The sequence below is a fragment of the Anabaena lutea FACHB-196 genome, assembly GCF_014698305.1.
In the GTDB taxonomy this organism is placed as follows: domain Bacteria; phylum Cyanobacteriota; class Cyanobacteriia; order Cyanobacteriales; family Nostocaceae; genus Anabaena; species Anabaena lutea.
Window position 1 is genome coordinate 1 of record NZ_JACJST010000036.1, and the last position, 12,816, is coordinate 12,816.

The window sequence follows — 12,816 nt, forward strand, 5'->3', positions numbered from 1 at the left end:
ATTTATTTAACATTAATTTCAGAAAAATATTTTAGCGATGCCTGTTTTTAACTTGGCGATCGCACTTTTTTTGCCCCACCTCACAAAATCGCGTTGCTCCCGTTCTGTTTTGTCATCTGTTCAGTAATACTGTTTTCATACTGAGTCAATCATTAAATCAAGCCTACAAGCGGAAACCGAAGAAAATCGGTAACTCAGTTATAGGCTTTTTGTTTTATCTAATCTAAAGCTTGTAGTAAATCTTTACCACGTTGGTAAATTTCCCGTGCGTAATCAGTCCAAGCACCTTGTCCCCAATATCGAAAACAACTTGTTTGCAGCAACAAGTTATGTAATAAAACTTGGCGGTAGTGAGTTTGTCTGGTGATAGGTTTATCTGAGTTGGTAGACAATAACTGCTCAAATTTATGATGAAATAATTTGCTTAATTCATACATGGGAGATAAAACATTTTCGTATCCTTGCACCCAACTAATATGATTAGTCCATGACGCGCCATCCAGATGAAAATTGGGGTTAATCTGTTTTATTTCTTGAATGGCATTTTCTACAGCCTCTGGTTGAAAATTATCTGCTGAAATTCGCTGCCAAATTTGATGTTGTCCTACTGGTTGACAAGAGGGAAAGTCTTCAGGTTGACAACCAGCCGCAGCCAATAATTCTAAATATTCTGTTCCACAAACCCCGACAACACCTGTTTTACCTATTTGTCCCCAAGCTTGTTTGAAACCGCTGGGAAATTCATTCATCATCACACCTCCATTTTCACCATCACCTATTTGGCTGACGATTGGTGGTACTAAAACATTTCCTAATTGTTGTTTAGATAAGGTTTTAGCTTCATAGTATGGCTGCATTTGAGCAACTAATTTAGTATCTGAACCTTGGGTTTTAATCAAGGCTGTAATACTAATTGTTTCCCCTTGGGAATTACGAGCGATTAAACGATGTGGTAGATGTTTTTGGGTGATAGGTTCACCACTGATTTGTTCTATCGTATGTTCTTGAACAAGTAACCAGCGATATCCACATTCTTTGAGGGCTTTGATAAATGCAAATAAGGTATCTGGGTGATTTGGTAGGTGCATTTCTGGAGGTGAAAATCCTTTCACTCGTCCTAATGCTTCCCAACCAAAAATTGCCGCAAACTGATGTTGCCAAGCGATGATGTGCAGTTTAATATCTGGTATGGGGGTGGAAGGAATGACGGCATGACTCCACATTGTTCCCAACCACTCTACATAAGGCTGATAAGTAAAATCACAGGTGATGCGTTTAAGATTGTCGAGAATGTCACTCCGTCCCATTTGCCGAAGTCCCCACAAAAGATTACCAGAATAGTCCAACATCACACGGGGGTTACAGCCTTGATTGACTAATTCAGGAATAAAGTCTCCCATACGGCTGTAACAATTGGCAAAGGGTCCAGCATTATGGTTGTCTCCTTCGTGCTGATGTTCAAACATATATTGCAGATTGCTGATGTATGAACCGTTATGTCCAGCTGGTATAGTTGGTTGGTGCATATGCAGTGCGATCGCAAATACAGCATTGACATCTGCTAATTTGATATTAGTTGTTGGTAAAAATACGGGCGCGTCATGATTAACTACAGAAAGCACTTCTGTTTCCCAACCAGAAATATTTGGTAAATCATCGATGATTTCGGGTAAAGATGGGAGATTGGTAAGGAGTTTCAGCATTTCTGGTTTTTCCGCAACGATGTCTAACTCCCAGATATTCCCACCTTTGGGTTCTACTTCTTGATGAAGTTTGTTTACCAATAAGTCTCCTCTTCTTTGCGTCCCTCCCCCCGCGTCTCTTCTTAAACAGCCACTACTCTTTCTGCTATCCTTAATTTAGCGGAGCGCGATCGCACATTTTGAGAAATTTCTTCTTCACCACCAATAATTGGCTTTTTTGTCAATACTTTTAACATGGGAGAATTTCTTAACCCGTGTTTCACTAATCTATCTTCCAAACTGTGAAAACTAATAATGACCATTCTTCCACCGGGAACCAGTGCTAATGGGGCTTTTTCTATCAAGGTTTCTAGCACTTTTAACTCATCATTGACAGCAATTCGCAAAGCTTGAAAAACGCGGGTAGCGGGGTGAATTCTCCCATGACGGTATTTAGGGGGGACAGAATATGCGATCGCATCAGCCAATTCTGTAGTAGTCTGAAATGGGCGTTTCTCCACAATTCGTCTCGCAATCCGTCGAGAAAGTCTTTCCTCACCATATTGAAAGAAAATATCTGCTAATTCTTTTTCATCCCACTCATTAATAATATCCCCAGCAGTAAGCGTCTGTTGCTGGTTCATTCGCATATCTAAATTTGCAGTATTTCTAAAACTAAAACCTCTGTCTGCATTATCTAAATGATAGGAACTCACACCTAAATCAGCTAAAATACCATCACAAGTATTGTCTGGAAAATGATAATTAGCAAAATTGCTGTGAATAAAATTCACCCTATCTCCAAATTCGGATAAATTATCTTTTGCCGCTTTTAAAGCATCTAAATCTTGATCAACAGCAGTTACTTTTACATCTTCAGCAGCTTCTAAAATTAACCGACTGTGGCCACCACCACCAACAGTTAAATCTAAATAATGTCCACCAGGGTGGATATTTAAACCTGTAATCACTTCTTGACTGAGAACAGGAATATGAGAAAATGTAATTTCTTCTGAATCTATTAGGGTTTGTAAATCTGATTGCATCATTTATTTATTAATAATATAAATTAAGCATTTTTTATTTTTCTTGACATGGATCATCTATAGGTGGATGCCAACCGGCTGTTAACCAAAGTTGGCGAGAACTTAGAATAAACCCATCATCATGATTTTGATCATTAAAATCAAAACGATTACAAGTTGCACGACCTATAGGAGTTGTCCCAATGATATTTAACCCATTTTTTGTCCATATAAAATGATCTGACCAATTTTGATTTCTAGGATTAAATAATGGAACTTCTGTTTGTGTTTCTGTATCAATCCCAGTTCTAAAATTATATCGCCTTTGATTACAACGATGACAAGCTAAAGCTAAATTATTCAGGTCATCTGATCCCCCTAAAGATTGGGGAATAATATGATCAATGGTAAATGGTGTTGCATTTGAGCGTTCTGGTGAGTGACAATATTCACACAAGTATTTTGCCCTTTTGCGGACGTTTAAACGAACAAAATTATTAATAACCACAATTAAGAAGCAAGTTTAGCGTTGATAAAACTGAAGATTTTTTCTAATTCCAATAAACCAGCTAATTCTGCTTGTTCATCTGGATTCAGTAAATTTTCTTTATTCTTTTCTAAGAGTTCCTCTAAACGAATCTGTAACTCTTCAGTAAAGGAAAAAGGTCGAAATTGATCTGAAAGATTCAAGTTTATTCCATTTGGAAGCCAAGATGATGGTTGTTTCATTAATTCTTTCATAGAAATCTCCTTAATTGACAATTTTGGTTAGCTAAGTTTAGATAATACGTTTGACTTATTAAACTGTAACTGCTTTTTGCTGTGCAATGACAGGATTGAAATCAATTTCCTTCCAATCTTTAAATAATTCAGCAATTTTTTTCAGGTGTAGTAAAATCTTTTGTGAAATTTTGATAATGAGTTAGTAGGGTGCGTTAGTGATAACGTAACGCACCGTCTTTAGTTATGAAACTTCCATGAAAAAGCTGTTAAAGGTCTATCAATCCTGTATTTATTCATCCAATGTCTATTTATTATTTTGCTGTTTGATTGCTTGTTTTACCACTTCGATATCTAACTCAAATATCCGAGCAATTTGTTCTACAGTTAGTCCCTCATTTAACAGTTTAGGAATCGTTTCTAACTTCGTTTCTTCTTTTACTTCCTGATAAAATCGAGTTTGCTGCCATTCTGTTAATCCAAACATTGCTTCTAACTCCTGACGGCTATTGGAGTAATGTGTAAAATATCGTGTCTGTCTTCATATCTTGTTGTTAACTATTATTCTAACGGAAAACCGCCATATTTTTCAATTATTTTATCAACATCTGCCATCGTCTTGATAGTTTCCGATATTATAGAAATAATATTTTGATAATGAGTAAGATCATCAAAAGTTAATTCTCTCCCTTTCCTATCTTTCAGCCATTTTTGACAAACTTGATAACCACCTATATAAAAATTCCATATTTGTGGCGGAACTTGATCAAAATACTGTTCAGAATTTATCCAAACTCGTTGATTAGGTTCATTATATTTAACTTGTTCTACAATATTAGAACCAGCAATAGGATAAGTAGAAATTTCTAATCCTGCTTCTTTCATTAGATGTAATTTTACTAATTTATCTCCTTTTCCGACTAACTCCCAAAAAAGCACAGAATTGGAAGTTAAAGGAACACGGGGAAAATCAATTTTCAAAAATTCAGCGTAGCGTTGTCGGTAAGCAGGAGAATGAAAGACAGCGTAAATGTAATTTAAAATATCCTCTGGACCAAAGGTTTTAGATTTATTACCTTTTCCATCAAAAATAAATTCTAAACCTAGTTTTTGGGAAAATTCTGTGATAAATTCTGGTGATAAATTTGGTCTACGTCCTCCAGGTGCATTAGTGGGTTGGTGGTCAAATAAAGTTGGAGTATCGGTTGGGTAAAGGTAGAGAGGGAAAATATTTGCATTATCCAAAGATGAAATTATACATTTATCGGTAATCTTATCACTAACAAAAAAGTTAGCAGCAATTTCATTTCGTGGTCTTCTTAAAGTGGCTAAAGCCAAGTTTTCACTTTTAATCATATGATTCATAATATCACTTCTAGGCATACAGTGAAAGCCTCTACTTTTTCCTGTATAGTAAGTAAATCTATTATCAAATGGTCGATATAGGATTGGAAAAATTTGTGATTTAGATAAGCCTGAATCTTTAATGTCTTCTCGTGCTAAAATTATTGTCCAGTCTCTTGCATCTTTTTCTAAATCAAAGTGAATTCTAGCATCCTCTGGTGATAGTTCAACAAATTTATTTATAGTTTTCCAAAGTTGATCTTGTGTAAAGTGAATCGCCAATTTATCTCTTGCTGTATATAAACCTACTGAATTTTTGGAAATAATTTCAGTTATGCTTAAGTTTCGATTATATTCAATTTGTAAATTAATGTCGTTGGTTTTAAATAAATAAAATTTAGTATCAATGTGCAATTGCTCCCAATCAGTCGAATTAATATCATTTTCTGCTAACCAATGATACTTACCACCAACTAACTGTTTACTTTCATTATAAATCTCTCTCACACCCCACAAATCAGCATGATAAACCGTTGCTGACTTTTGCTGACTATTTTGATATTTAATAAAAATACTGATTGCTACACCTTGCTGAATATCAAAAACGTTTTTATCCGGTGAACCGTCAGGACAAACTTCTTTCTTCTTACTATTACCATGTAAATCTAAAACATAAATTTCATCAAAAGTTTGCATCAAATTTTGACGCATACCCCGAAACGTTGGATTATCTAAATAACCATGATTCGTAATTAAAGCCACAATACCATAACCAGTTTCCGAAACTCGATGTTGAGCAAAACGGATAAACTTTACATAATCATCTAATAATCCTTTAGGGTTTCTTTCTCCTAAAGGTTTCCCGTCTACTTGATAATAATCCCTAACTAATCCGACAATCCAAGGGTCAGTATTTACAGATTCATAAGAATAAGGTGGATTTCCTAAAATTACCATGACAGGAACATCTTGTTTTACATCCTTTGCTGCTTCTGCTTCGTCTCGAATCCTGTTCATAAAACCATCAGCAGGTGGAATCTGAAAACCTTCTTGTAAAGTATTAGTTAAATAAATCCTTAACCGTTCATCAGAACTAAAATCATAACCCAACTCTTGCAACTGTAGCCCTAACTTCATGTGTGCTACAGTATAAGGAGCCATTAATAATTCAAACCCAAATAATCGGGGTAATAAATGCTGACTCACATAACTTGACCACATCCCCTTTTGAGATTTAAAATTATCATAAATATAATCAATAATACTGTGCATAAAAGTTCCCGTACCCACAGCAGGATCGAGAATCAAAACTTGATGAGTTTCCATAGTTCCCTCACCTTGAGGATTAGGAACTTTAATCTTTTTAGAATCTGCTAAACCCTTACTAATATTAAACTTATTTTTGAGAATATAATCAACACTTTTAACCATATAAGAAACCACAGGTTCAGGAGTATAATAAACCCCGCGTGATTCCCGCATTTTCGGATCATATTCCGCCAAAAACGTTTCATAAAAATGAACAACAGGGTCTTCTTTGCGGCTACGTTTACCAAAATCCTTCAGAATTTCTGCCATTTCCGTTTGGTGCAGAATATTCGCTAAAGTATCCACAGCCCAATTAATTCTTTCATCTAAATCTGGTCCAGCAATTTGTCCAAATATACTTCTTAGAAACGGGTTAGTTTTTGGTAACTTAAACGCTGCTGTTTCCCGTGAAAAATTACTGGAATTATCCGTATTACATCTGGCTGCAAACAACCCATAACAAATAGTTTGGGCGTACATATCTGCAAATTGTTCCCCAGTTAAATCCTTAATTAATACTCTTTCAAAAGATTCTAACTGCTGACGTAACATTCCCCCTTTATCCACATCATTTAACGCCGTTTTAATCGCATCTCGAATCAACTGCGCCAAACCACCCATCCGTTTTGCTAAATCCTTCGGAGTTGTAACTTTAGGAACTTTAGTTAATAAAAATTGCCGCAAAAGTTGCTCAACTTGTTGCATCCCTTTAGCATCAACTTTGATTTTCTTATTTTTATCAATTATTCCCAAAGATGCAGATAACCTTAACTCTCCCTGGACATACCAACGAAATTCCAAATAATCAGTTAAAATCAAATTACCCAAAGCATGAAAATAACGCCCCAACTGCGTCGTTTTTTCAACTTTCTTAAGAGAAATACCAACATCTTTAGCCTCAATATGCCCAACTTCCAAACCACCTTGCATTACCACAAAATCCGGCGCACCGCAAGCAATTCGTTTAGGTTCATTAATAGCTTGAATACTAGAATCTAAAGACTCTATTAATTTATTCAAAGCTGGACGATAACTATGCTCAGTAGCATTTTGACCTTGATAAATTTGATTAACTTCTTGAAAGTATACTTGCAAATAATTCATAATTTGATCACAACTATTAAAAAACTCTGCTTCTCTTACTTTGCGCCTAACGTACTTCGTACTTCGCTTCGCTAATGCGCCTTTGCGTGAGATAACAAAATTTAGCCAATTTACTATATCCCACAGGTAGAAGAAAAAAATCAGCACTCTTGATCGCTTATAGATCAGGCTTACCTATAATAATTTAAGAAGTGCAACACGATAAAACATCAAGTACAAATCCGACCCTGCTATCCTCTCTTCAACATCACCCTGTAGAGACAGCAAGATTATCCCTACAAGCTAAATTTTGGCAGATCCGATAAATCTTGTCTGGTTAGCATCTTGGCGGTTCAATTCAAAAATGGCAATAACGGGAGAACAGCAAATCTATGAGTAGAATAGAAACCCGCACTGAACCAATGGTGCTAAATATGGGGCCTCATCATCCCTCAATGCACGGAGTTCTGCGGCTAATTATGACACTGGATGGCGAGGATGTCGTTGACTGTGAACCAGTCATTGGCTACCTGCACAGGGGAATGGAGAAAATTGCCGAAAACCGCTCAAATATCATGTATGTCCCCTACGTCAGCCGTTGGGACTACGCTGCGGGGATGTTCAACGAAGCAGTCACTGTTAACGCACCGGAAAAATTAGCAGGTGTGGCAGTTCCTAAACGCGCCAGCTACATTCGCGTGATCATGCTGGAACTAAACCGCATTGCTAACCACTTGCTATGGTTTGGCCCTTTCCTCGCTGACGTTGGCGCACAAACTCCCTTCTTTTATCAATTCCGGGAACGGGAGATGATTTATGATTTGTGGGAAGCAGCCACAGGTTATCGGATGGTAAATAATAACTACTTCCGCGTTGGTGGTGTAGCTGCTGATTTACCCTACGGTTGGGTAGACAAGTGTTGGGAATTTTGCGAATATTTCATCCCTAAAGTTGATGAGTATGAACGCTTAGTTACCAATAACCCGATCTTCCGTCGCCGTATTGAAGGTTTGGGTATTATTACTCGCCAAGAAGCAATTAACTGGGGACTTTCTGGCCCCATGTTACGCGCTTCGGGTGTGAAGTGGGATTTGCGGAAAGTTGACCACTACGAATGTTACGACGACTTCGACTGGGATGTACAGTGGGAAACGGAAGGTGATTGTCTTGCCCGTTACATGGTACGGATGCGAGAAATGCGCGAATCCGTGAAAATCATCAAACAAGCCATCCAAGGTTTACCGGGCGGACCTTACGAAAACCTGGAAGCCAAGCGGTTAATGGCTGGGAAGAAATCTGAGTGGGATGCTTTTGATTATCAATTCATTGGTAAGAAAGTTTCACCTTCATTTAAAATTCCTACAGGTGAAATCTACTCCCGTGTAGAAAGCGGTAAAGGTGAACTGGGAATTTATTTAGTTGGTGATAATAACGTTTTCCCCTGGCGGTGGAAAATTCGTCCAGCAGATTTCAACAACCTGCAAATTCTCCCTCATTTATTACGGGGGATGAAGGTTGCCGACGTGGTGGTAATTCTCGGTAGTATTGATGTGATCATGGGATCTGTTGATAGATAATTAATCACCGCATTAAGCCACTGTTTACTTTAGTAGAGACGTGTTCACTCGCGTCTCTATGTTTTTTGTATAAAAAATATTTGTATAGCAGGAGTCAGGAGTAAAACCCTCTTGTAGTGCGAGTTTCATTATCAATTGATGTCCTAACCACCCTGTCCACGGCTATGCTTTAAAATACGGTTATATTGTTTAATATAAATTAATGTACTGAAATTAATATGTAAATCAATTTGAGAATGGACACCAAAATTTAATATTTATATGGATAAAGATTAATGCTAATAAAATTAATTATTTTTTAATATTTAGGAATATAATTGATATTAAGCCATAAAAATAACACACTTCACTACTGTATAAGACAACTTATATTAGGTTCTGAGTGATTTTTTCTGAAAGGTCTGATAAGTTACTATATAAATTCGAGAATCTTTACTCAATAGTTATTTTAGACCTGTGCAAATTCACCCTCACTCAAAATTTGAACATATCTCGAATCGGCATAATCAACAGGGTATGCAAAGATTGCTGAATCGCCTTGTGAGAAAAATGCAGCGGGATGAGTTAGTTCGACAAACAACAAATCAACTCCGAGAATCACTCCAAGTTGATCGCGTAGTCTTATATTACTTTTATGAGCAATGGCATGGTCAGGTGACATTTGAATCTTTGATTTCTGATGAATTTTCAATTTTGGGTTCAACGGGAGCCGATGATTGTTTTAACAATGAATACGCCGCTTTGTACTTAGGCGGCAGGGTAAATGCGATCGCTGATATTGAGTTAGAACCTATTGCACCTTGTCACCGCGATTTCCTCCGCAGTTTGCAGGTGCGCGCCAATTTAGTCGTACCGATTTTGATTCCTAGAGGTTTATGGGGACTACTAATAGCTCATCAGTGTCATAAAACTCATGCTTGGTCGCCAGTAGAGATAGAATTAATGCAAACAGCCGCCCACACACTGGCTACAGATCCTAACATCTTAGAAAGTTAACACCGTCTGCAACTTTTTGAAAACCTTGAATTTAGAAGCTAAAAGTTGTCACTCCTGTGAAAGTGTAAAATTTTGTAACCGATTAGATAAGTGATGGGATTTGGACAGACAAACAAATCGAAGGGGTGCTTTAAACCACTTCTGTCAGATTCCAAATCACAAACCTGATCTGCGGGAAACCAAGCATGGATAAAGTGGCGCTGAAAAAACACCTTTCATGGAAGCATATTCCTTTAGCATTGCAAATAGCGATCGCAATTATCCTGGCCGTAATCATAGGAAGTTTACTGAGTAGTCAAGCCACAAATAATGCCGACTATATCAACCATTTAGCAATTCCCTGTAACTTAATACTCAAGGCGTTGCGGGCTTTAGCAACACCACTAATTATGTTAGCCGTACTCCACGCCTTTCTCACCGCTGATATTCCAGGTAGATCCGGTCGTCGTCTAACAGTGCTACTACTGACCAATACCACTGTAGCCATTTTCATCGGTCTTCTCGTCGCCAACGTTTTACAACCAGGTTCATGGGGTCGTCTTTCTGCACCCTCTAGCACCGAAGCATCTAGCAAAACTCTCGACCCTTGGGGACTAGTTCAGGACATCGTACCAGATTCTATCCTCAAACCTCTGGTTGACAACAATGTCATTCAACTAATTTTTATCTCCTTGGCTTTCGGTGTAGTTTTGCGTGCCTTGAAAGCACAACAAATAGCTGAAAGCAAAACATATTACCAGGCAATAGAGGGCGTAATTACAATATTATTTGAGGCAGTCATCCGCATCCTGCACTGGATTATAGCTTTAGTGCCATTAGCAGTCTTTGGCATCGTTGCTAAAACCGTTGCCCTTCAAGGCTTTGCCCCCTTTAAATCCTTAGGAGCATTTATTTTAGCAGTATTGTTAGCTTTAAGTTTACAAGCCTGTTATTACTTGCTGCGAGTGAAATTTGGTTCTTGGGTAACTCCCAAAAACTTCTTAGCAGGGGGTTCAGAAGCTTTATTAACAGCTTTTTCCACAGCTTCCTCAACAGCCACAACACCAATTACTTTTGAGGCTTTACTATCTAAAATCGGTTTGCGGGAATCTTCTGCTTCTTTGGGGGCGCTAGTTGGTAGTAATTTTAATAATGATGGAACTGCCCTCTATGAAGCAATGTCAGCGCTATTTATTGCCCAAGTATTAGGTTTACATCTTTCTTTACCACAGCAGTTGATTGTTGTCATCACAGCTATTTTTGCTTCTGTTGGTGCAGCAGGTATACCAGAAGCTGGTTTAGTAACAATGACCCTTGTATTTACTTCCGTCGGTCTGCCTACTCAATACATAGCATTGCTAGTGACAGTGGATTGGTTTTTAGATCGTTGTCGCACTGCTATTAATGTCATGGGCGATATGACTGTTAGCTGCCTACTTGACGGAAAGAAGCCTCTAAATACTCATATCGACACTTACAGCAGGGAACAGGTGACCGAAGAGGACGCGGAGAGTCGCCTGTGTCCGACGTTCGACGCAAATGGTTTCAAGCCCCCGACTTGAGTCGTGGAGGAGAAAAAAGACATTCCTTGCTGGAATCCCCTGGCTTTAGACATGGGGTGTCCCCGTGTCTTCTTCAAAGGTGACTCTTGACAGAGTTGAAAGGCTATTTGTGTTTTTGCGTCTGTCCATTTGTATCAACCTTATAAATGATAAACACTGTCTGTGCGTCCCCTACTCCCCGCGTTCTTTAACTTTTACCTGAAATTGCAAATTTTATGGATTCCCATCCCGCACTGTGTCAAGCTATAGCCAATCGCATTGTCACCAATCCTCAGAAACGAATTACCTTTGCTGAATACATGGATATGGTGTTATATCACCCCGAATATGGCTACTATTCCAGTGATACAGTCAAAATCGGGTTTCAAGGTGGTGATTTTTTCACATCTTCCAGTCTTGGGAATGATTTTGGCGAATTACTGGCTGTGCAGTTTTTCCAGATGTGGCAGATTTTAGGGCAACCAACGCCTTTTTCTTTAGTGGAAATGGGAGCAGGTTTTGGTATTTTGGCATCTCACATTCTCAATTACCTAAAATTACAGCACCCAGATTTTTTTACCGTACTCGAATACATCATTATTGAGAAATCGCCAAGTTTAAGGCAAGAACAGCAGCAAAGGTTACAAGACCAAAATGTTCGTTGGTGCAATTTGGAAGAAATAGCTCCCAACTCAATTATTGGTTGCTTTTTTTCTAATGAATTAGTAGATGCTTTTCCCGTTCATCAATTCACTCTAGAAGCAGGAGAATTGCGGGAAATTTATGTGACTACGTCGCAGAACCTAACCCCCGAAACCCCTTCCCTGTTAGGGGAGAAGTCAAATATTGAATTTATTGAAGTATTAGGTGAACCATCTACGCCGCAGTTAGCAGCATATTTTGATTTGGTGGAAATTGAATTAAGCCAAAGTACTTATGCAGATGGTTATCGCAGTGAAATTAATTTAGCTGCTCTTGATTGGTTGAGTATAGTGGCAGACTGCTTGCAACGCGGGTATGTGTTAACAATTGATTATGGCTACCCTTCCAGCCGTTATTATAACCCCAGGCGATCGCAAGGAACATTACAGTGCTACTACCATCATCGTCATCATGATAACCCTTACATCAATATTGGGCGACAAGATATCACCGCTCATGTTGATTTTACAGCTTTAGAATCTTGGGGTAAAAAGTGCGGTTTAAATTCAGTTGGTTGGACACAGCAAGGTTTATTTTTGATGGCGTTGGGTTTAGGTGAACGACTAGCCACCCTTTCATCTCAAAACCAACCTCTATCACAAGTGCTAAACCGACGGGAAGCATTACACCAACTAATTTCACCCACGGGACTGGGCAGTTTTGGAGTTCTAGTTCAAAGCAAGGAATTAACGGCAAAACAAGCCTTGCAATGCTTGAAGGGATTAACCATACCAGGGTAGAGGTTAAGGTAAAAGGTTAAAACTCTATTTAAGAATCCTGTATTAGTCTTTATTAGACTAGCATAACAGTGATTACCTTCAACTCTCAAACCTTAATTTAGTAATAACTATGACTGCTC

The 12,816-nt window shown here is 38.2% G+C and carries 10 protein-coding genes; 4 read left to right on the forward strand and 6 right to left on the reverse strand.

The annotated features are described in order from the left end of the window. Positions 1-218: 218 nt before the first annotated feature. The 6 genes from H6G59_RS25070 to H6G59_RS25095 form a co-directional block, all read right to left on the reverse strand. Positions 219-1,703 (reverse strand): glycosyl hydrolase family 57, encoded by a 1,485-nt coding sequence (locus tag H6G59_RS25070; protein ID WP_190720232.1) that lies wholly within the window; start codon positions 1,701-1,703, stop codon positions 219-221. A 122-nt stretch (positions 1,704-1,825) separates the two neighbouring features. Continuing rightward, complete coding sequence (gene rsmH, locus H6G59_RS25075; RefSeq protein ID WP_190720235.1) at positions 1,826-2,728, reverse strand: 16S rRNA (cytosine(1402)-N(4))-methyltransferase RsmH; 903 nt, start codon at positions 2,726-2,728, stop codon at positions 1,826-1,828. Positions 2,729-2,762: 34 nt separating this feature from the next. After that, positions 2,763-3,215 carry an HNH endonuclease gene (locus tag H6G59_RS25080; RefSeq protein ID WP_190720152.1) on the reverse strand — a complete coding sequence of 151 codons (453 nt, stop codon included), beginning with the start codon at positions 3,213-3,215 and terminating at the stop codon, positions 2,763-2,765. Between the two features lie 2 nt (positions 3,216-3,217). Then, complete coding sequence (locus tag H6G59_RS25085; RefSeq protein ID WP_015213125.1) at positions 3,218-3,448, reverse strand: hypothetical protein; 231 nt, start codon at positions 3,446-3,448, stop codon at positions 3,218-3,220. Positions 3,449-3,734: 286 nt separating this feature from the next. Then, on the reverse strand, positions 3,735-3,914 hold the full coding sequence (locus H6G59_RS25090; protein WP_199332155.1) for a hypothetical protein: 180 nt from the start codon (positions 3,912-3,914) through the stop codon (positions 3,735-3,737). Positions 3,915-3,988: 74 nt separating this feature from the next. Then, positions 3,989-7,183, reverse strand: coding sequence for a type ISP restriction/modification enzyme (locus H6G59_RS25095; protein WP_190720155.1), 3,195 nt, complete (start codon positions 7,181-7,183; stop codon positions 3,989-3,991). Positions 7,184-7,554: 371 nt separating this feature from the next. Between H6G59_RS25095 and H6G59_RS25100 the strand changes: the two genes are divergently transcribed. The 4 genes from H6G59_RS25100 to H6G59_RS25115 all read left to right on the forward strand — a co-directional run bounded on the left by H6G59_RS25100 (position 7,555) and on the right by H6G59_RS25115 (position 12,697). Further along, positions 7,555-8,739 carry an NAD(P)H-quinone oxidoreductase subunit H gene (locus H6G59_RS25100; protein WP_190720158.1) on the forward strand — a complete coding sequence of 395 codons (1,185 nt, stop codon included), beginning with the start codon at positions 7,555-7,557 and terminating at the stop codon, positions 8,737-8,739. Positions 8,740-9,195: 456 nt separating this feature from the next. Further along, positions 9,196-9,735: a GAF domain-containing protein gene (locus tag H6G59_RS25105; protein WP_190720164.1), complete on the forward strand. Its 540-nt coding sequence runs from the start codon at positions 9,196-9,198 to the stop codon at positions 9,733-9,735. A 185-nt stretch (positions 9,736-9,920) separates the two neighbouring features. Then, a complete protein-coding gene (locus tag H6G59_RS25110) occupies positions 9,921-11,276 on the forward strand; it encodes a dicarboxylate/amino acid:cation symporter (RefSeq protein ID WP_242038974.1) in 1,356 nt (451 codons plus the stop codon). Between the two features lie 215 nt (positions 11,277-11,491). Further along, positions 11,492-12,697 carry a class I SAM-dependent methyltransferase gene (locus tag H6G59_RS25115; RefSeq protein WP_190720167.1) on the forward strand — a complete coding sequence of 402 codons (1,206 nt, stop codon included), beginning with the start codon at positions 11,492-11,494 and terminating at the stop codon, positions 12,695-12,697. Positions 12,698-12,816 lie beyond the last annotated feature (119 nt).

What these genes read in the sequence shown, in the direction of transcription:
- rsmH (WP_190720235.1), bottom strand. Translation starts at nt 2,728, where the DNA reads ATGCAATCAGATTTACAAACCCTAATAGATTCAGAAGAAATTACATTT.
- H6G59_RS25090 (WP_199332155.1), bottom strand. Translation starts at nt 3,914, where the DNA reads ATGTTTGGATTAACAGAATGGCAGCAAACTCGATTTTATCAGGAAGTA.
- H6G59_RS25115 (WP_190720167.1), top strand. Translation starts at nt 11,492, where the DNA reads ATGGATTCCCATCCCGCACTGTGTCAAGCTATAGCCAATCGCATTGTC.
- H6G59_RS25085 (WP_015213125.1), bottom strand. Translation starts at nt 3,448, where the DNA reads ATGAAAGAATTAATGAAACAACCATCATCTTGGCTTCCAAATGGAATA.
- H6G59_RS25110 (WP_242038974.1), top strand. Translation starts at nt 9,921, where the DNA reads ATGGATAAAGTGGCGCTGAAAAAACACCTTTCATGGAAGCATATTCCT.
- H6G59_RS25095 (WP_190720155.1), bottom strand. Translation starts at nt 7,183, where the DNA reads ATGAATTATTTGCAAGTATACTTTCAAGAAGTTAATCAAATTTATCAA.
- H6G59_RS25100 (WP_190720158.1), top strand. Translation starts at nt 7,555, where the DNA reads ATGAGTAGAATAGAAACCCGCACTGAACCAATGGTGCTAAATATGGGG.
- H6G59_RS25070 (WP_190720232.1), bottom strand. Translation starts at nt 1,703, where the DNA reads ATGCTGAAACTCCTTACCAATCTCCCATCTTTACCCGAAATCATCGAT.